The sequence below is a fragment of the Microbacterium sp. MYb62 genome (genome assembly GCF_002979475.1).
GTDB lineage: Bacteria > Actinomycetota > Actinomycetes > Actinomycetales > Microbacteriaceae > Microbacterium.
Genome location: NZ_PCOY01000001.1, coordinates 192,908 through 214,812 on the forward strand (window position 1 = coordinate 192,908; position 21,905 = coordinate 214,812).

Sequence of the window (21,905 nt, forward strand, 5' to 3'; positions counted from 1 at the left end):
TCGGAGCCTATTGCGTGCGTGTGCCGCCGTCATCGTCCGTTCGATGGATGCCCGGAGCGGCCACCGCTCTCCTGCCGGCGTCGATGCCGGTGACGGTCACGCCGTTGACCTCGGGCGTGACGGTCCGCTCGAGCACGAGTGCCAGTCCGCCGACCGTCAGACTCCCGGCGATCATGACCCCGATGAACCAGCCGTCGAGCCCGCCACCAAGCATCACACCCGCCACGAGCGGGCCCGTGATCGCGCCGCCCTGAAACGCCGCGGAGTTGATCGCGTTGTACCTGCCTCGTGTGCGATCCGAGGCGAGGTCGTTGTAGATCGCGGGGACGGTGGGCTGCAGCATGGTCTCGCCGAACGCGAAGACACCCATGAACGCGATCACCCCGATCGCGGCGGCGAGCGAGTCCGGCAGGAACCCCGTGGCACCGAGCAACACCCACGAGAGCGCCCAGATGAGCGCCATCACCTGCATGACCCTGGTGCGTCTCCTGCCGGAGATGAGCCTGAGCACGGCGAACTGCAGCAGCACGATGACCGCCGTGTTCACGGCGAACGAGAGGCCGACGACCTGGGTCGACACCTCTGACACCTGACGCGCGAATGCCGGGAACCCCGCCTCCATCTGGCCGTAGCCGATGAAGACCGAGAAGAACGTGAGCAGCGTCAGCCACAGCACCGCAGGGCGACGCAGGATCTCCCGGTAGCCCCCCGTCGGAGGAGCGTCGGCCTCCGCCTCGTGCTGCGTACGGACATGTCGGAGCGGACCGAGGAGCAGCGCCAGCGGGATGAGGCTGCTCGCAGCGTCGATCAGGAAGATCGTCGTGAAGGTGGCGGGGTCGGTCACATCGACGAAGAACCCGCCGATCACGCCGCCCACGCCGATGCCCAGATTCACGAGGGCGAAGTTGACGCCGAAGTACTGCTGCCGCACCTCGCCTTCGACCACCGTCGCGATGAGGGCGTTGAACCCGGGCCAGGACACCCCGAAGTTCACACCGATGAGCATGACGGCGACCGCCGCCACGACCGGGTGCGTGGCGTATGCCAGAAGGATGCACCCGGCGATCATCGACAGCAGCCCCACGACCAGCACCCGACGCGCGCCGAAGCGGTCGATCAGGGTGCCGCCCGGGCCCGTCACGATGAGGCCGGTGATCGCGATCAGGCTCATCAGCGCGCCCGAGATGCCCAGATCGAATCCGCGCACCTCATGGAAGTAGATGATCGTGAACGGGAGGGTCATCCCCCGCCCGAGCGTCTGGATCGCGACGGTCGACAGCAGCCAGCGCCCTTCCGTTGGCAGGGCGTTCCAGAAGCTCCTCATACCGATCACCTCGACATTCTTCCGGATGCCGGGGACATCGGCGCGCGGGCCGTTGCGCGAGGCCTCGACCTCTCGGTGCCCGGGCGGCGGCGTGTCACACGGCGGAGTCGGGCAGCCCCACCTTCGGCTTCGCCCAGGAGCGGCCGCGCGTGTCCTTGAGGATGTCGTACTCGACGTCGACATGCGGCTCGATCGCGCTGTACTTGTCATTGGGAGCGCCGATCACGAGCTGGAAACCGAGCCCCCTCCACGCGCCGATCGCCCGTTTGGTGAAGTGTGCGTCCGCCTTGATCAGCGCCTCGTCCATGAAGACCGGCGCATAGCGAGGCCGCGCCGCGCCCGCATCCCCGAGCTGATAGCGAAGGGCTGCGCCGACGATGAACGCGACGAGCTCCTGCGACTCGCCTCCGGATTTCTCCCCGATGTGATCGTAGAGCGCGACGTGCTCGCGTGTCGCGGCGGTGACCCGCTCCGCGCTCACGCGCACGTGGTTTCGCACGTCGATGAGTTCGGCGAAGTCGGGCGCCGTCCGTCGCATCCGCGCGATGAGGCGGCCCATCTTGCGGTAGACGGTCTCCCGTTCGGCATCCGTCGACGCGGCCTCGATCAGGCCCCGGACTTCACGCAGCTCTCGGCGGAAGCGCTTGCGCGCCTCCGACTGATTCTCGCGCGGGGTGATCTGCAGACGGTGGTCGTCGTCGTAGAACGGCAGCTCCTCCATGATCCGGTTGATGGGATCGATACGGTCCTTGATCTCGCGCAGAGAACGGCTGAGCGTCGAATCGAGGCTCGTCAGGTCATTCCCCGAGAGCTTGACCAGGCTGTCGCGCCACTCGGCCTCCAGCTCATGGAGCCCATTGGTCTGGAGCGCCTCGAGGATACCCTCGAACTCCCCGACCGAGGCATCCGGATCCGGGAGGATCGTGAGGTTGTCCCACCGCTCGAGGAATCCCGTCATGAGTCGACGCATGCTCTCGCGCTGCTGCTCGTGCGCCTCGGCGGCCTCACGCCGGTCTTCGAGAAGACGCTGCGCTGCGGTGCGGAGGGCGGTGTCCAAGTGGGCCAGCCGCTGAGATGCGCTCGGGGTGTCCCCCGTCTCGGAGTGCAGGAATCGGCCGTCCAGGAACGCCGCATGCCCATCCCCCAGCTCGACTCCGGAGGCCTTCGCCGAATCGATCACGCTCTGACACGTGTCGACGTCGTCGGTGACCTGCCCCCAGCGCTCCTGTGTCTGGGCGAGCTCATTGCTCAGTCGCGCCTCCTCGTCGCGGAGCCGTCCTGCACGAGACCTCAGGTCTTCGGCTCGACGCTTGAGTTGAGCGATCTCGGGGCTGGCCGTCGTGACCTCTGCTTCCACGGCGAGCCAGCGTTCTCTCTCCGCCTCCACCGCGGCGACATCGATCTGCTCCCAGGTGAGGTCTTCGACCTTCGCGAAGGCGGTCGACCGCGCCTCGATGCGGTCGAGCGCGGACTCGGCGGCCTGCGCGGAGGACGCGCACTCCTCGTAGCGAGACGCCAGCTGTTGCAGCTGCTCGTCGATCTCGCGCAGCCGACGGTCGTTCGTGAAGCCCAGCACGTTGGCGCGGCCCTGTCCACCATGGGCGCCTCGGCTCCCCTGAGACATCTGGCCGCTGATCGTGAGCGCCTTCGGGTGCGCGCCCAGCTGCGACGGGGAATCGACGCAGACATATCCGAATCGGTCCTGCAGTCGCTGCTGAAGCCACCCGGTGAAAGGGGTCGTCAGATAGTCGAGCCGAGCGGGGAGTGTCTTCGGGTCGGCATTGCGAACCTCGGAGAGCCCGATGTGGACACCCTCGTAGTTGAGCCGCTCCGGTGTGCGCACGGAGTTGATGGCGGCGCGGAACGAGGCCAGCTGCTCTGAATCGATCAGGAGCGTCCTGGCGAAGCCGCCGAGCGCGAGGTTGAAGGACTCCCGCCAGGGCTCGAACTCCGTCCGCAGCTCGATGAGCTCGCCGACGAACGGAAGATCCGACGGGTCGAGTCCGACTGCCTTCGCGAGAAGGGCGCGCGATTCGTCGAGATGCGCCGGGATGCTGCCGCGCACACGGCTCGTCCGCTCGCGTTCGTCGCGCAACCTCCGGATGTCGGCCTCGATCGTCCTCCGCGCGGTCTCGGCATCGGCGAAGGCTGCGCGCGCGTCGCGAATGTCGGACTTCGGAGACGGAACCCGAGCACCGGACACGAAGGCCTCGAACTGCGCGGCGTTCTCGACCTCCGCCCCGAGCTCCTGGACGATCGCGTCGAACTTCGCCCGTTCCCGAGCGACGTCCTCCACACGACGCTCGGCCACTCGGAGCTCGCGCTGCGCGGTCTCGAGGCGGTCGCCACCGGACTGCCGCAGCACATCGAGGAGCCCTTCGCGCTCGACATCGGCCGCGTCGACGAGCGCACGCTTCTCGCGCACGGCGAGGCTCAGCGCGCGGGAGCGTTCCCCCAGCTCCATCTCGACGTCGCGCAGCAGATCCAGACGCCGCTGCGCATTCCAGAGCGCGGCGAGTGAGGCGGGATCGACGAACACACCGACCTCATCGATCACGCGCACGCGTTCGCCCGCCGCCGCGATGCGCTCCTTGATCCCCCGGATCGGCTCGAGCGCGCTCACCTGCTGTTTCGCGGTGAGCATCCTCGTCCGGGTGCTCTCGAGCTCATCGAAATGCGCGACGACGGCATCCGCCGTGGCCATCGTCTCCGGCTCCTCCAGGACGAGCTTCTTGTACAGGTCGTCGACCGTCGTGATCTGCTGGCCTGCCTGGATCCTCGCGAGAAGGCTGATCGCCTTGGCACCGGAGCCGGCGGCACCGATTCCGAGCACCGCCTGCAGCCGCGCGGAGAACTCGCGATCCGTCGCCAGCGTCTCCAGTCCCGCGGCGCGCACGGAGGCATCCGCGAGCCGCTGACCCGCCGCCTGCTCCAGACGGCTCAGGTCGAACGCCCCGCTGACGGTCGCCCGCACACGGGTCGTGTCCTCCAGGGTGCGCGCATCCGCCGGGATGTACCACGCGCGCACCGCGGTGAACCGCGAGCCGTCGTGGTCGAGCCACGTCGTCGCGATCGCGCTCCACGTGTCTTCGCCGTCGCCGCGGAGCACGCGGAGCTTCGTGCCGTCTTCCGTGCGGGATTCGTCGATCTTCCCCCGCCCGTAGGAGAGGATGTTCCGCTGCTCATCCCCACGCGGGCGACCGGTCACCCCGCCGTTGGAGGCGCCGTTGAACGGAGTGGTGTGGGGCATCATCAGCGCGATGTAGGCATCCATCAGCGTCGACTTGCCGGAACCGGATCCGCCGCAGAGCAGAGTGGCGTCGGGCGAGAAGCGCACACGGTGGGGTCCGCCGTCGTAGCCGCCCCAGTTGATCAGCTGCAGCTCCTCCGCGACCCATTGCTGTCCGCGCGAACCCGCGGGGATGAGGCCGAAGAGCGTGTCGACCATGGTCATCGCTCTCCTCCTTCCTGCGACCGCAGCCAATCGCGCAACTCCTTGAGCGTCTCGGCGCTGAGGACGACCTCGACCAGTGCGCTGATCCGATACCGTCCGCTGGTCTCCTCCTGGACGATGCCTTCTCGATCCAGGCGATCCATCGCGTTGCGAATCGCCTTCTGCTGCTTGGCCGTGCCTCCGTCGACATCGGTGAAGTAGCTCAGCACGGTCTGCTCGAGGTCTTCGATGTCGATGCGGACGGATGCCTCGCCCGCCGCGGACTCGCGTTGATAGACCGTGCGCAGATGCACGAGCACGAGTGTCTCGGCACGCGTGTAGGGCGCGTCCTTGAGGAGAACCGGCATGTCGATCTCGTCGGAGCGCAGCTGCTGCTTGTAGGCGAATCCCCGGCCGTGGTCGACGACCAGGCGGAGGTAGAGGTCGTTCAGGCGCGACTCGATCACCTGCTGGTGGTCGAGCAGCAGCGTCCACTCCCGACGGTTGCGCTCCGCGGCGATGAACCGGCGCTGGAGGATGTGCACGAGCACACGACGAATCTCGGGATCGAGCGTGCCGCGGTCACCGGCGAAGTGCTCCTCGATGTCGCCTTCCATCGGGATCGGGGCGATGAACGGGTCGTCGACCGCCGGTTCCGTCACGAGGCTGTCTTCAGGCATGTGCTTCTTCCTTCGGGTTGCGCGCCGTGACGGCGCCGAACGCGAAACGTCGTGTGGAGCCGTCGGGACGCCGCGCTTCGACCACCGACACGGCATCGCTCTCCGTCATCCCGTTGCGGTGTGCGATCTCGAGCAGTCCGACGAGGTCGACGGGACGGCGGGTGTCGGCCGCCGCATCGGCGAAGGCCTCCGCGAGGTCGAACTCCTGACCGAGGCCCGCGACGTACTCCTCGAGTTCCGCGTATCGCGGCCCACCCCACGCTCGTGAGTCGATGTCGACGAACTCGACGTCGACCGCATCTGCGAGAGGCGCGGGGACGGTGGGAGGGCGGATGCTGCTCACCGTCTGTCGGAGGTGGCCGAGGTCCAACAGCGGGAGGCTGCGCACCGGTGCGGCGCTCGCGCCCGATCCGTCCCAGACGTGGAGCGCGGCGATGACGTCGCGCAGCAGGTCGTCTATCTGACGGTCCCGCAGCGGATCGTGCGTCTTGACCTGCCCGGTGATCACGTGCGACGCCCGCCGCTGCGCAGCCAGAACCTCTTCGACACCGAGCTCCACCCGTCGCCCGATCGCATCGAGCTCGGCCCGCTGGGTGGTGTCGAGCATCCTCGCGAACGGCTGCCTCAGGAGGTCGTGCAGTTGCGCCGTGAGCGCATCGATGCGGTCGGGATCGCCGATCAGCCGAAGCGCCCCCGCGAACGCGCGACCCTCCGCTGTGGAGTTCATCACGTCCTGCGCGCGCTGGAGGTATTCGCGCAGCACCTCGCCCGTCGGTCGCTCGTCGCGACGCAGGTGAGCGACGACGTCACGCTGCATGAGCTTCAGCGACTCGGCGACACGTGTGAAGTCGGCTGGCAGCTCGCGCGCCAGGTGCAGCACGTTCTCCGCTTCCTCGAAGAGTTCCTCATCATCGAGAGGATCGGCCGTGCCGGACTCCTCGATCCGGCCGATCTCCGCGTCGAGAGCCGCACGTTCCTCACGCAGACGGGCAAGTCGGCGGACCGGGTCGGCTTCGGCACTGTCCGCCAGATGCTCCACGGCTTCGAGAAGGGTGCGCACCCGCGAGTTGGAGACACGCGTTCTGCCACCGCCCGTCCGTCCCGCGATCTCCAGTGCCTCCACCGCGTGTGCGGACAACCGGTACACCTCGACGTCATCGTCGATCTGCTGTACCAGCCAGCCCAGACGCACCCAGTTCCTGGCGACGTCACGACCGGTTCCCGCCGGCACGCGACGATCGTCGTCGTCATACCCTGCGCCTCGCAGCTCTTCGAGGATCTCGGACAGTTCGGCCTGGGCATCCGCGATCGGGATGGATGCGCGGTCCGCGGTGAACAGGAGCGAGAGCGACGCGACGACGAAAGGCGCGAATCGGCCGTGGAGCAGGTCGAGGGTCGGAGTGTTGAATGCGGTGACAGCGCGCGAGTATGCCGCTTCAGCTCGTGTTCCTGTCACACACTCGAGATTAGTCGGCGCCCTCGACATCCGTTGACAGGGCGCGGGCTGGTGGCGCCGGAGATCGTGTCTTCTCCATGGCACGGCCGCCGACGTCGACCTCTCACGAGCTTTCCTCCCGGAAACGAAGAAACCCCCGCCTGAGCGGGGGTTTTCATCTTGCTGGGGTACCTGGACTCGAACCAAGAATAACGGAACCAGAAACCGTCGTGTTGCCAATTACACCATACCCCAAGGGCGAAACCGGAGCCTCGCACCGAGAATCAAGCCTACCCGAGCGGCGACCGAACACCAAAACCGGCGCTCCGTACCGCCGCCCGGGCGCGTCGCGGCTCAGCTCGCGAGGAATGCGGAGAGCGAGCGCAGACGACGCAGGGACTCGTCCTTGCCCAGCAGCTCCATCGACTCGAACAGCGGCGGCGAGATCCGACGACCCGTGATGGCCACGCGCGGCGGACCGTAGGCGATGCGCGGCTTGAGCTCGAGCTTCTCGACCAGTTCGGCGGCCAGCGCCTCCTGGATCTTCTCCGGAGTGAAGTCCATCACCGGCTCGAGAGCCACGACGCACGCGTCGAGCACCTCGGCCGCATTCGCCGGCAGGCCCTTGAGGGCATCTTCGGCGTAGGTGACCTCGTCTGTGAACAGGAAGCCCACCATGCCGGGCACCTCGCCGAGCAGCTGTACGCGCTCCTGCACGAGAGGGGCGACGCGGAAGGCCATCACCAGCTGCTCGTGGGTGGGCTCGTCGAAGAGACCCGCAGCGGCGAGATACGGGATCGTCCGCTCGGCGAAGTCCTTCTCCCCCAGCATCCGGATGTGGTCGCCGTTGATCGACTCGGCCTTCTTCTGGTCGAAGCGCGCCGGATTCGGGTTCACGTTCACGATGTCGAATGCGGCCGTGAACTCCTCGAGCGAGAACACGTCGCGGTCCGGACCGATCGACCATCCGAGGAGGGCGAGGTAGTTCAGCAGCCCCTCGGGGATGAAGCCGCGATCGCGGTGCAGGAACAGGTCTGCCTGCGGGTCGCGCTTGGAGAGCTTCTTGTTGCCGGTCTCTCCCAGCACGAGCGGCATGTGGGCGAAGCGCGGCACGAACGTCGTGACACCCGCATCGATCAGGGCCGCATACAGCGAGAGCTGGCGCGCGGTCGACGGCATGAGGTCCTCGCCGCGCAGCACGTGGGTGATGCCCATGAGCGCGTCGTCGACCGGGTTCACGAACGTGTACAGCGGCACGCCGTTCGGCCGCACGACCACGAAATCGGGGAACGAGCCCGCCGGGAAGGTGACCTCGCCGCGGATGAGGTCGATGTAGGTGACGTCCTCGTCCGGCACGCGCAGACGCAGGGCGGGCTGGCGGCCCTCGGCGCGGAACGCCGCCTTCTGCTCGTCGGTGAGGTCGCGGTCGAAGTTGTCATACCCGAGCTGCTTGGCGCGGCCGGCGGCCTCGTTGCGCGCGTCGATCTCCTCGGCCGTGGAGTAGCTCTCGTAGAGGGCCCCCGTCGCGATGAGCTTGTCGATCACCTCGCGGTAGATGTCATGACGCTCCGATTGCCGGTAGGGAGCGTGGGGTCCGCCGACCTCGACGCCCTCATCCCAGTCGATCTTGAGCCAGGTGAGCGCGTCGATGAGCTGGCGGAAGCTCTCCTCGCTGTCACGGGCGGCATCGGTGTCCTCGATGCGGAACACCATCTTCCCGCCGTTGTGGCGGGCGTAGGCCCAGTTGTAGAGAGCCGTGCGGACCATGCCGACGTGCGGCAGTCCGGTCGGCGAGGGGCAGAAGCGGACGCGGACGTCGGCACCACTGACAGTCGTGGTGAGGGGGTGAGGGGTAGCCATAGCCCTTCGATTCTACGGGGACCCCCACCGCGGCGGTGGCGGAACGAGACCTCTCAGTGGCTTCTGCTCACGGCGACCGCGGCGCGGTGCTCCAGGGGCAGGACACCGTCCACGCTGCGCTCGTCGACGACGCGTTCGAATGCTGCACGGAAGCGCCGTCGCTCCTCCGGGCCGAGCGCGGCGTAGAGGGCGCCGGCGCCGGCGACGCCGCCCTCGACGGATCGCCAGAGCGCGTCGGGTGCCGCGTTCCAGGTCCACTCGTGCTCGGTGACGGAGACCTGCACGAGACCCGCCTCCCGCAGCATCCGTCCGAAGCCGTCCGCCGTCCGCTCGAACTCCTGGTCTGCAGGAAGCCGCGCGCCCGCGAATGCCACGACCTCGGCATGCGCGGTGATCTCGGCCCACAGCCAGGAGGGCGAGAGAGTCCAGGTCGTCGCCACGACGGCGCCCCGGCTCACGCGTCGCAGTTCGGCAGCCGATGCGCGCGGAGTTCCCACGTGGTTCAGCACGAAGTTCGCCACGACGACGTCGAAAGCGCCGTCGATGAACGGCAGCTCCGGCAGGGCGGCGTCGATCGTCTCGATCACCGGATGCCGTCGCCGAGATGCCGCGCGCATGGTCGCCTCGGGCTCGCAGGCCATGACGGTCCATCCCTCAGCGGACCAGGCGGCGGCGAGCCTGCCGTCTCCGGCACCGACATCGAGCAGGCGACGGCCGCCCGGCTCCCCCAGCGTGTCCCGCATCGCGGGAAAGGTGCCGGCGCAGAGCGCGGCGTAGGAGGCGGAGTACGCCTCGCCGACGCCGATCCAGTCCTTCATCGTGCCCCCGCGCGCGCCAGCGGCGACAGCGCCACGATCGCGACGACGAGCACGAAGGCGGCGATACCGAGTCCCGCGTACTGGAAGTTCGCGAGCACCACTCCGGCCAGCACGGAGCCCGCCGCGGCGGACAGGCTCATCAGCGAGTCGCTGCGGCCCTGGCGGCGCGTGCGCAGCTCCGGTGCGGAGGCCTCGGTGAGCAGGGCGGCACCGGCCACCGTCGCCGCGCTCCAGCCCAGTCCGAGCAGGATGAGGGCGACCATCACGCCCCAGGCCTCCGTCCCCGTGAACACGGCGAACGCGAGAGCCCCTGCGAGCAGCACCTGACCCAGCAGGACCACCCGAAGGCGACCCCATCGATCCGCGAGCACGCCGAACACGGGTGACAGCGCGTACATGCCGCCGACGTGGAGGGCGATCGTGATTCCGACCAGGGCGGACACATCAGCCGGGGTCGCCGCCATCCCGTTCGCACCATGCGCCATGTGCGAGAGGTGAACCGGGGTCATCGCCATCACCGAGGCCATCACGACGTGCGACCCGGCGACCGCGAAGATCGCATAGCGCGCCACCCGCGGCCTGTCGACGACCGTCAGCCCGGTCGCGGCAGCTGCCGCTTTCGCCAGTCGCTGCGCCGCCAGGAGCGGATCCGGACGGAGCGCGACGAGGTAGAGCACGAGGGCCGCGCACTGGGCGACGAACGAGAACAGGTACGAACCGGTCTGCGGCGGCATCCCGATCGCCGCACCGACGATCTCGCCGGGCCCGAGCAGCAGCGGACCGGCGACTCCGCCGATGGTCGTCGACCAGACGACGATCGAGAGATCTCGGCCACGATGCCGAGGAGCAGCCAGATCGGTTGCGGCGAATCGCGACTGGAGGTTGCCGGCGTTGCCGGCGCCGATCATCAGGATGCCCGCGAGCAGCAGAGGGAAGATCCTCAGCGAAGCGGCGAGGATGACGACCGCGATGCCGACGAGCGCGAAGAGGTTCCCCAGCGTCAGCGCACGGCGGCGCCCGACGCGCGCGGCCAGGCGCGCCAGCGGGATCGCGCACAGCGCGGCTCCCAGGGTGACCGATGCCGTCGCGAGTCCGGAAAGCGCGTCGCTCCCCGAGATGTCCGCGGCCAGGAGCGCGCCGAGCGAGACCGTGGCACCGAAGGCGATACCGCCGAGCACCTGCCCGAGCGACAGCACCAGCACCGTGCGCCGCTGAACGGCCGTCTGCTGCGCCGCCGTCAGGGCGACATCGGTCATGGCGCAGGGACGGCGTCGCGCGCGATGTTGCGCAGAATTCCCAATCCCGAGATCTCCACCTCGACGACGTCTCCTGCGTCGAACGTGCCGACGCCGGCCGGCGTGCCCGTCATGATGACATCACCCGGGAGCAGCGTGAAGACGGCAGAGGCGTACTCGATGATCGCGGGGACGGAGTGGATCATGTCGGTGAGCGGAGCGTGCTGACGCACCTCGCCGTTCACCCGCGTCTCGATGGTCGCCGTCGCCGGATCGAAGTCGGTCTCGATCACGGGCCCGAGCGGGCAGAAAGTGTCGAAGCCCTTGGCTCGCGCCCACTGGCCATCCTTGCGCTGCAGGTCTCGTGCGGTCACGTCGTTCCCGATCGTGTAGCCGAGCACGTAGTCGAGGGCGTTCTCGGCCTTCACGTTCTTCGCGATCTTGCCGATGACCACCACGAGCTCGCCCTCGTATTCGGTGCGCTCGGACAGGGTCGGGCGCACGATCGCGTCACCGGGCCCGATCACCGCGGTGTTCGGCTTCAGGAACAGCAGCGGCTCCTCCGGAGCCACTCCCCCCATCTCGGCCGCGTGATCGTGGTAGTTCTTGCCGACGCAGACCACCTTGGACCGCGGGATCACGGGCGCGAGCAGCGCGGCATCCGCCAGCGGCACGCGCGCACCGGTGGTCTCGTACCCGGTGAACATCGGATCTCCGGCGAGCACCACGAGCTCGCGCTCGTCGATGATCCCGTACATGATGGCTTCGTCGTGGCTGAACCGGGCGATCTTCATGGGATCCAGCCTACCGAGCACGCCGGGAACAACCGAGACCCACGGTCCTCGCCGACACCCACCGTCCCGGACGTCCGGGACGTTGGGGGTCGGCCAGACGCGCGGGTCTCGCCGGCGGGATGCTCAGGCGTCGAGGCGCAGGAGCCAGCCGTGCTTGTCTTCGCGGCGACCGTACTGGATGTCGGTCAACTCCTCGCGCAGGGAGAGGGCGAGCTCGCCCAGCGGCTGCGGCTCGTCGAAGCCGTCGCCGACCAGCGCGCCGATCGGAGTGACGACCGCTGCCGTGCCGCAGGCGAACACCTCGACGATGTCACCGGAGGCCACGCCTTCGCGCCACTCGTCGATCGAGATCGGACGCTTCTCGACCGTGTAGCCGCGGTCCTCCGCGAGCTGCAGGAGGGAATCGCGGGTGATGCCCTCGAGGATGCTGTCGGATTCGGGGGTGACCACGCGTCCGTCCTTGAAGACGAAGACGACGTTCATGCCGCCGAGCTCCTCGACGTCGCGCTTCTCGTTGAGGAACACGACCTGGTCGCAGCCCTTGGCGCTCGCCTCGCTCTGCGCGAGCAGGCTCGAGGCGTAGTTGCCGCCGGTCTTCGCCTTGCCCGTGCCACCCTTGCCCGCGCGGGCGTATTCCTCCGAGAGCCAGATGCGCACGGGCTTCACACCGCCGGAGAAGTAGGCGCCGGCGGGGCTCGCGATCACGTAGTACGCGACCTTCTGCGCCGCGCGTACGCCGAGGAAGGCCTCCTTGGCGAACATGAACGGGCGCAGGTAGAGGCTCTGGTCGGCACCGGAGGGCACCCAGCGGCCGTCGACGGCGATCAGCTCGCGCAGCGACTGGATGAAGTACTCGGTCGGCAGCTCCGGCAGCGCGAGACGGCGGGCGCTGGCCTGCAGACGTGCGGCGTTGCGGTCGGGCCGGAACGTGTGGATCGAGCCGTCGGCGTGACGGTAGGCCTTGATGCCCTCGAAGATCTCCTGCGCATAGTGCAGCACCGACGCTGCGGGGTCGAGCGGGATCGGGCCGTACGGCTGCACGCGCGGACGGTGCCACCCGCCCTTGGCGGACCAGCAGATGTCGACCATGTGATCGGTGAAGACAACACCGAAGCCCGGATTCTCCAGCGCCTCGTCGAGCCGGGCGGGCGAAACGGCGTTCAGGTTCTTCATGACGAGGAACTCCAGTGGAGCCACGGTCGCCTCTGCATCGATGGTCGTCATATCGTCATCCATTCCTCGTGGGTGGGCGCATCGTCGCGCTGTCTCAGAATACGCCTGCGATCAGAGGCGTGCAGTGATCGCGGAGCCGATCTCCGCGGTCGCTCGGGCACCCGTGCGACCGGCGATGTCCGCCTCGACCGCGGCACTCACCCGCGCGGATTCCTCGGTCAGGCCGAGGTGGTCGAGCAGCAGCGCGATCGAGAGGATCGCAGCGGTCGGGTCGGCCTTCTGCTGCCCCGCGATGTCGGGGGCCGACCCGTGCACGGGCTCGAACATCGACGGGAACGCGCCGTCCGGGTTGATGTTCCCGGACGCGGCCAGGCCGATGCCTCCGGTCACCGCTCCGGCGAGATCGGTGAGGATGTCGCCGAAGAGGTTGTCCGTGACGATCACGTCGAAGCGCGAGGGGTCGGTGACCAGGAAGATCGTGGCGGCGTCGACGTGAAGGTAGTCGACGGCGACGTCGGGGTGCGACGAGGCGACCTCGTTCACGATGCGCTGCCAGATGGCGCCCGCGTGCACGAGCACGTTGGTCTTGTGGACCAGGGTCACCTTCTTGCGGCGACGCTCGGCGAGCTCGAACGCGTAGCGCACGACGCGCTCCACCCCGAAGGCCGTGTTCACCGAGGTCTCGTTCGCGACCTCCTGCGGAGTGCCGATGCGGATCGCGCCGCCGTTGCCGACGTACGGCCCCTCCGTGCCCTCGCGCACCACGACGAAGTCGATCTCGCCGGGGTCGGAGAGCGGACCGGGCGCACCCGTGAAGAGCTTCGACGGCCGCAGGTTCACGTAGTGGTCGAGTGTGAAGCGCAGTTTCAGCAGCAGCCCGCGCTCGATGTTCGCGTCCTTCAGACGCGGATCGCCCGGGGTGCCGCCGACGGCCCCGAGCAGGATGGCGTCGTTCGCGGAGATCGCGGCGAGGTCGGCATCGGTGAGAGTCTCTCCGGTCTCGAGGAAGCGTCCGGCGCCGAGCGAGAAACGGGTCTTGTCGAAGACCACTCCGCTGTCGGCGGTGACGGCATCGAGCACCTTCTCCGCCTCGGCGATGACCTCGGGACCGATGCCGTCACCGGGGATGACGGCCAGCTTCACGACACGCGACATGACACTCCTTGCGCACTGCACGGGGATGGACCAGCCCGCGCCCGATGTGGCGGGCGAGCCGGTCCTCCCAGCGTACTGGTCAGTGCGTGGGGGCTTTGCGCAGTGTGACGGCGGCGATGACCCCGGCCAGGACCACGAGACCTGCGCCGATGAGCGAGGTCACCATCACGCCGGAGCCGAAGGCGGCCGCCGCCGCGTCCCACAGGGCCGTCCCGAGCTGACCGGGAAGAGCCTGCGCCGCCGTGTACGCGCCGGCGAGCGTCTCCTCCGCTGCCTTCGCGACGTCGGCCGGCAGCCCCTCCGGCAGCACGAGCGCGCCCCGGTAGAACGCCGTGATGATGCCGCCGAGCACCGCGGTGCCGAGAACAGCCCCGAGCTCGTATGCCGTCTCGGAGACGGCACTCGCCGCGCCGGCCTTCGCCGCGGGGGCGCTCGACAGGATCAGCTCGTTGGAGATCGTCTCCGCCGCACCGATCCCGATACCGAGCACCACGAACGCGACGACGAGCGGCAGGACGCCGTGCTCATGCGTCGTGAACGCGACGATCAGATATCCGGCCACCGACAGCGCCAGTCCGACCGGGATGACGATGTGCGGAGGCACACGACGCGAGATCGGCACGACCGAGAGCCCGGCGACGATCATCGCGAGCATTCCGGGAACGAGCGCCAGCCCCGCCGCCATCGGCGACAGGCCGAGCACGAGCTGCAGATGCTGCGACACGAAGTAGAGGAAACCGACCAGAGCCACGACGCTGAGCAGATTGACCAGGATCGCCCCGGAGAACGAGCCGCGGCGGAACAGCGCCATGTCGAGCATCGGCGTCGTGGCACGCAGCTGGCGACGGACGAACAGGTATCCCATCCCGAATCCGAGGATCGCCCAGGCGGCGGCCTTGAGGCTCGGCCCGTCGACGGCGAGCGACTTGATCGCGTAGACCACGGGGATCATCGTGGCCATCGACAGCACGATGCTGACCAGGTCGATCCGGCCCGGGTTCGGGTCTCGGCTCTCGGGCACCAGCAGGGGTGCGGCCACGAGCAGCGGAATGAGCACGGGGACGGCGATGAGGAACACGGATCCCCACGCGAAGTGCTCGAGGAGGAATCCGCCCACGATCGGGCCGAGCGCGGAGCCGGCGGAGAACGCCGATGCCCACACCGCGATCGCCATGCGGCGCTGATCGCGGTTCTGGAAGATCGAGCGCAGGAGGGAGAGCGTCGACGGCATCAGCATCGCGCCGAAGAAGCCGAGGAGCGCACGGGCGGCGATGAGCAGCCCCGCGGTCGGCGCGAAGGCCGCCAAGGCGGACACGGCCGCGAAGCCGGTGGCACCGATCAGCAGCATCTTCCGGCGGCCGAAGCGGTCACCCAGCGTGCCCATGGTGACGAGGAGGCCCGCGAGCACCAGGGGGTACACGTCGATGATCCACAGCTGCTCGGCCCCCGTGGGCGCGAGCGCGATGGAGATCTCGGGGAGCGCGAAGCTCAGCACCGTGTTGTCCACCGACACCAGCAGCACCGGCAGCATGAGGACGACGAGCGCCGCCCAGCCACGGGCTCCGACGCGGGGAGCATCCGTCTCTGTCGTCGGAATCGACGCAGTACGGGTCATGGAACACCTCTCAGGATCTTGTCGGAAGGTTGGTGAACCGTCCGGATGGTATAGTAACAGAATTCCCACCCCGCCTCGCTGTGCAAGGAACCACGATGCCCCGACCGCCCCTCGCCCGCGAGAAGGTGCTCGACGCCTTCGAAGCGATCCTCATCGCCGACGGAGAGCGAGCGGCGACGCTCGACGCGACGGCCAAAGCGGCCGGGGTGTCGAAGGGCGGGCTCCTCTACCACTTCGGTTCGAAGGACGACCTCGAAGCCGGACTCATGGAGCGCCTGGAACACCTCACGACCGCAGACCTGGAGCGGATGACCGCGGCCGAGGAAGGTCCCGTCGCCTATTACGTGCGCACGTCGGTGATGGAGGACGATGCGCTCGATCGCGCCCTGATCGCCGCGACCCGGCTGGCACAGGGCGGCTCGAATCCCGCAGCCGACATGCTCCGCGAGATCCGACGGCGCTGGGCCGAGGCGATCCGTCCGCATGTGCGCGACACCGCGAGCCTCGACCTCGTGATGCTGGTGAGCGACGGCCTCTACTTCAACAATTCGCTCGATGTGCACGGACCCGAGCGCCTGGTCCCGCGCAGCGACGAGCTCGCCGCGTTGATCGCCCTCGTCCTGAAGGCCACCGCCTGAGTCTCCGCAGAACGGCGAGAGGGCGGGAGCATCGCGCTCCCGCCCTCTCGCCTGTCGCTGTCGCTCAGACCTCGGTGATCTCGATCTGACGGAACAGGTCGGCGTCGATCGCGTCGCGCACATCGTCGAGCAGGTCATCGGAGACCGGCGAGTCCAGCGTCAGGACGCTGAGCGCCTGCGCACCGGCTGCCTGACGGGCGATCTGCATCCCCGCGATGTTGATGCCCGCCTCACCGAACTTCTGGCCGTAGACGGCCACGATGCCGGGGCGGTCGGTGTAGAGCATCACGACGTGGTGCTTCTCGATCGGCAGTTCGAGGGCGTGGTCGTTGATGCCGATCAGCTTCTCGGTCTGCTTCGGTCCCGTGAGCGTGCCGGACACCGACAGCTGCGAGCCGTCGGACAGCGCACCGGTGAGCGTGATCACGTTGCGGTACTCGTCGCTCACGTCGTCCTTGAGCAGGCGCACCGCGATACCGCGCTGATCGGCGAGGAGCGGAGCGTTGACGTACGACACGGTCTCGCTGACGATGTTCGTGAACACACCCTTGAGCGCGGCGAGCTTGAGCACGCTCACGTCGTAGTCGTTGAGCTCGCCGTGCACCTCGACGTCGAGGCTCGTGAGCGGCGACGTCGCCAGCGAGGCAAAGATCTGACCGAGCTTCTCGACGAGCGAGATACCCGGGCGCACGTACGGGTCGATGATGCCGCCGGCCACGTTCACCGCGTCCGGCACCAGGTCGCCACCCAGGGCGAGGCGCACGGAACGGGCGACCGAGACTCCGGCCTTCTCCTGCGCCTCTTCGGTGCTGGCGCCGAGGTGCGGCGTGACGACGACGTTCGGAAGGTCGAGGAGCGGTCGCGCTGTGCCCCCCTCTGCCGGGGGCTCGGACGTGAAGACATCGAGACCCGCGCCCGCGATCTCACCCGCGACCAGTGCCGCGTGCAGCGCCTCTTCGTCGATCAGGCCACCACGGGCGACGTTGACCACGAAGGCGGTCGGCTTCATGGCCGCGAACTGCTCGGCGCCGATCATGCCCGTGGTCTCGGGGGTCTTGGGCATGTGGATGGTGAGGAAGTCCGACTCGGCGACGAGTTCGTCGAGCGAGAGGAGCTGCACGCCGAGCTGCTGGGCGCGGGCAGAGGTGACGTAGGGGTCGTAGGCGACGACGCGCATGTCGAAGGCCGCGAGGCGCGCCGCGACGAGGGCGCCGATGCGGCCGAGGCCGATGATGCCGACCGTCTTCTCGAACAGTTCGGCACCCGTGAACGAGCTGCGCTTCCATGCACCGGCCGACAGCGAGGCGTGCGCGGCCGGGATGCGGCGCGCGAGGCTCAGGATGTGACCGACCGTGAGCTCTGCGGCCGACACGATGTTCGAGGTCGGCGCGTTCACGACCATGACACCGGCCGCCGTGGCCGCCTTGATGTCGACGTTGTCGAGGCCGACACCGGCGCGGGCGACGACCTTCAGCTTCGGGGCGTGCGTCAGGGCTTCCTCGTCGATGCGGGTCGCCGAGCGCACCAGCACCGCATCGGCATCCGCCAGCGCCGCGAACAGCGCCTCACGGTCGGTGCCGTCGACGTCGCGGACGTCGAAGTCGGGACCGAGAGCGTCGATCGTGGCGGGAGAGAGTACTTCGGCGATAAGCACGACAGGCTTCGGCACAGTGGATCCTTCGGGGCAGCGCGGCAGGGGCCGATGCGCCGCACACCATGGGGGCGCGATCGCGTCAACTCTACCCGAGCGCTCGAGACCCTCCGTGCCGTGTGACGCCGGCGCGGGCGGTCGGGCTCAGGCGCTGGGCATCGTGAGACTCAGCGCGATCAGGCTCATCCAGAACACCGCGACGACCCCGAGACCCGCGAGGAACACGAGAGCGAGCTCCCCCACGCCGCGCCGTCGGCCGATCGCGTAGGCGAATGCGAAGACGATGGCCGGGAACGCCACACCGAACAGCAGTGTCGCCCACCCGCCGCCGGTCAGTCCGGTCTGCGCCATCGTGATCAGATGCGCGACCGCATTCCACACCGCATACGCGTAGAAGAGCCCCGCCAGTCCGACGACGAGTCCCACGATCCAGCGCGGCGACCCCGTCGACTCCTCCGGAACGATCTGCGAAGCGGTCATGATCCGATCACCCCCACGGTGACGAAGGGCCAGGGGACGAGGAGGACCACGCCGGCGAGCAGCACGGCGACACGGATCCACGCCGCCCTCCCGCGCGTGAGCACCCAGCTCGCAAGGAACCACAGGGCGGGCGCGGCGATCGCGAGGACGAACCAGGGCAGGAACATCACGTCGGAGACGAGGAAGGACGCGAGAGGCTGCAGTCGCAGTCCCCCGACGACCCACCCGATCGTATAGAGGAGGTAGACCCCGCCGACCACGCCCACGAGCAGCAGCATCGGCGTGCTCAGGCCGGACGGCTCGACCGCGTTCGCTGACGAGACGGTGCCGTCCTCGTCGATCGTGCCCACGTCACCGCTGCCCTTGCCGACGGCGTTCCAGCCGTGCGGGAGAGCGGGATCCTTCGGCGCTGCGGCCTCGTCGCCGTCCCAATTGAGGGCGTCGTCGGAATCGGAAGTCATGTCCCCAGCGTAGGACACCCCCTCCACTAGGATCGGGGTTGCCTTGAGCCGGAACGGCAGGCATCGGAGGGGAAAGGGAGCACCGTGGCCGAGAGCGACAAGAGCGACACCGGCGTCGAGTCTGCGGAGGGCACGGGTTCCGAGCCACCCACAGGCTGGGTGCCCACCCCCGAAGCCCAGGCGAAGGCCACACGATTCCGGTGGATCGCCGCGATCCTCTGGGCCCTCGCCATCGTCGGTGAGGCCGTCGGCATCTTCTGGCTCCTGCGCCAGCGCGTCTTCGTCGGCGAGGACGGCACGTTCGTGCGCGATCCCGACACCGGTCTCCTGGAGGAGCACGGCGTCACGGCGCAGTTCCCGCAGTGGGCGTTCATCGCGCTCCTCGTCCTGCTCGTGGTGATCGCGGCGCTGTCGATCACCGGATCGGTGCTGTGGAAGAAGGCGAATCGCCTCGACCCTGCACGCAGGTCCGACAAGGCACGGTTCTTCGTTCAGAACCAGCTCGGCGCGATCATCGCGATCGTCGCCTTCCTTCCGCTCGTCACCCTGATCTTCCTCAACAAGGACATGGACAAGGGGCAGAAGACGACCGCCGGCATCGTCGGCATCGCCCTCGCGGCTCTCGCCGTCGTCCTCGGCATCGACTTCGCTCCGCCTTCGGTCGAGCAGTACACCGCGGACCAGTCCGCGGTGATCCAGCTCCTGGGCAAGGACGAGGTCGTCTGGGTCGACGGCGGCAAGGTCTATCACGTGTGCGATGAGGTCCCGGCGATCCAGACCGGCAGCGAGATCCGCACCGGCACCACTGCGGAGGCTGTCGAAGCCGGCAAGATCCGCCTGACGCTGCAGTTCGCCTCGGAGCTGCGCGCCTGCGACCTGCCCGTGCCCGAGAACGACGAGGAGATCGCCGAAGCTCTGCGCGCGATCCAGTCCGGCCAGGTGGACACCGTGCTGCCCCAACCGGTCTGGGCCGATCCGTCCGAGGCGCCGCTCGTGGTGGAGGAAGCGCCCGCCGAGTAGCGCATGCGTCAACGCTCGTCAGCGCCGGGAATCACGCGTGACTAATCGCCATCGACGACAGTCACCGGGATCTCCGTCAGCTGCGGCGCTTCGCGGTCGTCTGCCGAAGCGTCCTCGAAAGCGTCCCGCGTCAGGGCGACGACGCGGTCGACGAACGCATCGACCTTCTTCCGGTAGGTCGGCTGCGCGCTCTCGAACAGAGGGATGACGTAGTTCGCCTCATCGTTCTCCGCGACGGCGACCTGTTCGAGATATGGCGGCAGGGCGATCGATCTGCCCTTGCCGAACGTCGCGTCCTCGCCATCGAGTACGGGTTCGTATCGGGAGAGCTTGGAGTCCTTCGTCCCGAACGACTGCGCGAGGTAGAGGTACTCGCCGTCCCACGCGATGCCCTGCACCTCCTTGGGGGTCCGGAATGCCACATCCGCCGTGATGTGGATCTCACCGGATTTCGTGATGCGCACGTGATTCGAGTCTCCCGCCCTCGTGAGCGTGACGTCGTCGCCCTCCGCGACGTCGGCGAACTCCAGGGAGAACAACGGGAGTTGAGATTCCTCCGCCTCGTTCGAGAAGTTCCCTGCCCAGAGGACGTCCTCCGAGAACGAGAGGGAAGAAGTCGCCGGGAGGCTGTCGATATAGAACGACAGTCCATATTCGACCGGCTGCTTGCTCTCGATGTCGTAGCTGTCGATCACCTCCTGCTCGACGGCGGAGATCACCGCTCTCCCCTCGCGTCGGTCCCCGACCCAGAGGACGCCGCGCTCGCTGTCGTACCCGATTCCTCCGACATGAGCCTTGTTGTCGAGCGAGATCGTCTTGATGAATCGCCCGTCCAGATCGAGGATGAAGATCACGGAGTTCAGCTGTCGATCGTGGTCGTACGCCGAGATGAAGACGAACTCCTCGCTGAGCGCGAGCCCTTGCGGGGTGAACCCGTCGGAGCGAGCGAGGACATAGCCGTCCTTCGCCGCCGCCAGGCCGTACGCACCGTACAACCCGGGGACGTTCACGGCGTTCGAGAACGCGTCTCGGATGACGGGGTATCCGCTCATCGCCGCCTGGAATTCTTTGTCGGTGCGCAGGGGGTTGACGGATGCGGTACCGACGGGGATCACGTCGTCTGCGCGTTCGCGGTCGACTTCGAATGGGCGGGCGCACGCCGTGAGCGAGAACGGGATCGCGAGGGCGAAGAACAACCCTGCCGCACAGACCCTCATCAGACCGGACGCGGTTCTCCTCACAGTCGGCACTCCCCTTCGTCGCACTCATCTCGCGCCAGCGCGCCGACATGGAGGGGCCCTTCGGGACGCCTTCCTCCACGTGGGCGCACGAATCCGCCTTCCCTCCAGCTTCGTGCGCGCGCCCACCACGCACTCGGGTACCCGGCCGCATTCAGTACCGTGAGCGGAGAATTCAGTGCTCCTGCACCACGCTCGGGCCGGGTCAGTCGGTGTCGAGCGCCGCCACGAGCCGCTCCTCCGCCGAGGAGAGGTGCGCGTCGAGGAGGGCAGCCGCGCGATCGGCGTCTCCCGAGGCGACGGCGTCGAGGATTTCGGCGTGCTGCGCGGCGATCACCGACGCGTCGAGCAGTCGCCGCCCCTGCACCTGAGCCATGCACAGGCGCACCTCGTCGAGCACGCTGCGGTACATGCGACCGGTGCGCTCGCTCTCGAGGGCGTCGATGAGAGCCGTGTGGAAGCGCAGGTCGGGGTCGACCGTCGCCGGATCGGGTCCCGGAGGCATCCCGAGGATCTCGGCATTGGCGTCGAGTGCCGCCGGCGGCACGGTCCTGGTCGCCGCGAGGTCCCGCAGCGCCGCACTCTCCAGGCGGGCTCTGGTGCGGTACACGTCCCGCACGGTCTCGGGATCGATCCCGACCACCCGGGCGCTCCGATGCGCCGTCCGGGCGAGGAGACCGCTCGCCACGAGCTGCTCGATCGCGGCTTTCGCACTCGGCCTCGCCACACCGAACGTCTGCGACACCGCGGCTTCCGTGACGGGGTCGCCCGACCGGATCTCCCCGCTGAGGATCCGTCGTCGCAGTCGGGCGGTGACGGCATCCACCACGCCGATGATCCCGAGCGGCGCCTCCGAGGTCGTGGTCATCCGGTCAGCCTATCGAAGCCGAGACAA

At 68.4% G+C, this 21,905-nt stretch carries 18 protein-coding genes and 1 tRNA gene; 2 read left to right on the top strand and 17 right to left on the bottom strand.

Going from position 1 to position 21,905, the window contains the following annotated elements:
- Positions 1–7: 7 nt before the first annotated feature.
- The 12 genes from CQ042_RS00970 to CQ042_RS01025 form a co-directional block, all read right to left on the bottom strand.
- A complete protein-coding gene (locus CQ042_RS00970) occupies positions 8–1,534 on the bottom strand; it encodes an MFS transporter (RefSeq protein WP_374954453.1) in 1,527 nt (508 codons plus the stop codon).
- Complete coding sequence (locus CQ042_RS00975) at positions 1,419–4,778, bottom strand: ATP-binding protein (protein WP_105668366.1); 3,360 nt, start codon at positions 4,776–4,778, stop codon at positions 1,419–1,421. Before CQ042_RS00975 ends, CQ042_RS00970 begins: the two co-directional genes overlap by 116 nt.
- Positions 4,775–5,437 carry a DUF4194 domain-containing protein gene (locus CQ042_RS00980; RefSeq protein WP_105668367.1) on the bottom strand — a complete coding sequence of 221 codons (663 nt, stop codon included), beginning with the start codon at positions 5,435–5,437 and terminating at the stop codon, positions 4,775–4,777. Before CQ042_RS00980 ends, CQ042_RS00975 begins: the two co-directional genes overlap by 4 nt.
- Positions 5,430–6,893, bottom strand: coding sequence for a DUF3375 domain-containing protein (locus CQ042_RS00985; RefSeq protein ID WP_105668368.1), 1,464 nt, complete (start codon positions 6,891–6,893; stop codon positions 5,430–5,432). The genes CQ042_RS00980 and CQ042_RS00985 overlap by 8 nt, the downstream gene beginning before the upstream one ends.
- Positions 6,894–7,055: 162 nt before the next feature.
- Positions 7,056–7,127: transfer RNA gene (locus CQ042_RS00990), tRNA-Gln, on the bottom strand.
- 99 nt (positions 7,128–7,226) lie between these two features.
- The gene (gene gltX / locus CQ042_RS00995; RefSeq protein ID WP_105668369.1) at positions 7,227–8,732 is read right to left on the bottom strand and encodes a glutamate--tRNA ligase; all 1,506 of its coding nucleotides are present in this window, start codon (positions 8,730–8,732) and stop codon (positions 7,227–7,229) included.
- Between the two features lie 53 nt (positions 8,733–8,785).
- Positions 8,786–9,550: a class I SAM-dependent methyltransferase gene (locus CQ042_RS01000; protein WP_105668370.1), complete on the bottom strand. Its 765-nt coding sequence runs from the start codon at positions 9,548–9,550 to the stop codon at positions 8,786–8,788.
- Entirely contained in the window at positions 9,547–10,806 is a 1,260-nt protein-coding gene (locus tag CQ042_RS01005) for an MFS transporter (protein ID WP_105668371.1), read from the bottom strand. The genes CQ042_RS01000 and CQ042_RS01005 overlap by 4 nt, the downstream gene beginning before the upstream one ends.
- Complete coding sequence (locus CQ042_RS01010; protein WP_105668372.1) at positions 10,803–11,579, bottom strand: fumarylacetoacetate hydrolase family protein; 777 nt, start codon at positions 11,577–11,579, stop codon at positions 10,803–10,805. The genes CQ042_RS01005 and CQ042_RS01010 overlap by 4 nt, the downstream gene beginning before the upstream one ends.
- A 123-nt stretch (positions 11,580–11,702) precedes the next feature.
- The gene (locus CQ042_RS01015) at positions 11,703–12,803 is read right to left on the bottom strand and encodes a branched-chain amino acid aminotransferase (RefSeq protein WP_105668373.1); all 1,101 of its coding nucleotides are present in this window, start codon (positions 12,801–12,803) and stop codon (positions 11,703–11,705) included.
- A 60-nt stretch (positions 12,804–12,863) separates the two neighbouring features.
- Complete coding sequence (locus CQ042_RS01020; protein ID WP_105668374.1) at positions 12,864–13,907, bottom strand: 3-isopropylmalate dehydrogenase; 1,044 nt, start codon at positions 13,905–13,907, stop codon at positions 12,864–12,866.
- 79 nt (positions 13,908–13,986) lie between these two features.
- Positions 13,987–15,522 (bottom strand): MFS transporter, encoded by a 1,536-nt coding sequence (locus CQ042_RS01025; protein ID WP_105668375.1) that lies wholly within the window; start codon positions 15,520–15,522, stop codon positions 13,987–13,989.
- A gap of 95 nt (positions 15,523–15,617) precedes the next feature.
- Here CQ042_RS01025 and CQ042_RS01030 point away from each other — a divergent pair, with 95 nt between their 5' ends.
- Positions 15,618–16,160, top strand: a complete 543-nt coding sequence (locus CQ042_RS01030) for a TetR/AcrR family transcriptional regulator (RefSeq protein ID WP_105668376.1) — start codon at positions 15,618–15,620, stop codon at positions 16,158–16,160.
- Positions 16,161–16,224: 64 nt separating this feature from the next.
- Here the strand turns inward: CQ042_RS01030 and serA are convergent, their stop codons facing one another.
- The 3 genes from serA to CQ042_RS01045 form a co-directional block, all read right to left on the bottom strand.
- A complete protein-coding gene (gene serA, locus CQ042_RS01035; protein WP_105668377.1) occupies positions 16,225–17,829 on the bottom strand; it encodes a phosphoglycerate dehydrogenase in 1,605 nt (534 codons plus the stop codon).
- Between the two features lie 126 nt (positions 17,830–17,955).
- The gene (locus tag CQ042_RS01040; RefSeq protein ID WP_105668378.1) at positions 17,956–18,291 is read right to left on the bottom strand and encodes a hypothetical protein; all 336 of its coding nucleotides are present in this window, start codon (positions 18,289–18,291) and stop codon (positions 17,956–17,958) included.
- A complete protein-coding gene (locus CQ042_RS01045; protein ID WP_105668379.1) occupies positions 18,288–18,752 on the bottom strand; it encodes a hypothetical protein in 465 nt (154 codons plus the stop codon). Before CQ042_RS01045 ends, CQ042_RS01040 begins: the two co-directional genes overlap by 4 nt.
- Positions 18,753–18,836: 84 nt before the next feature.
- Here CQ042_RS01045 and CQ042_RS01050 point away from each other — a divergent pair, with 84 nt between their 5' ends.
- Complete coding sequence (locus tag CQ042_RS01050) at positions 18,837–19,772, top strand: hypothetical protein (protein ID WP_105668380.1); 936 nt, start codon at positions 18,837–18,839, stop codon at positions 19,770–19,772.
- A gap of 41 nt (positions 19,773–19,813) precedes the next feature.
- Here the strand turns inward: CQ042_RS01050 and CQ042_RS01055 are convergent, their stop codons facing one another.
- Together CQ042_RS01055 and CQ042_RS01060 are read right to left on the bottom strand one after the other, a co-directional pair.
- Positions 19,814–21,013, bottom strand: coding sequence for a hypothetical protein (locus tag CQ042_RS01055; RefSeq protein ID WP_146115324.1), 1,200 nt, complete (start codon positions 21,011–21,013; stop codon positions 19,814–19,816).
- Between the two features lie 202 nt (positions 21,014–21,215).
- Complete coding sequence (locus tag CQ042_RS01060; RefSeq protein WP_105668382.1) at positions 21,216–21,878, bottom strand: GntR family transcriptional regulator; 663 nt, start codon at positions 21,876–21,878, stop codon at positions 21,216–21,218.
- Positions 21,879–21,905: the final 27 nt, after the last annotated feature.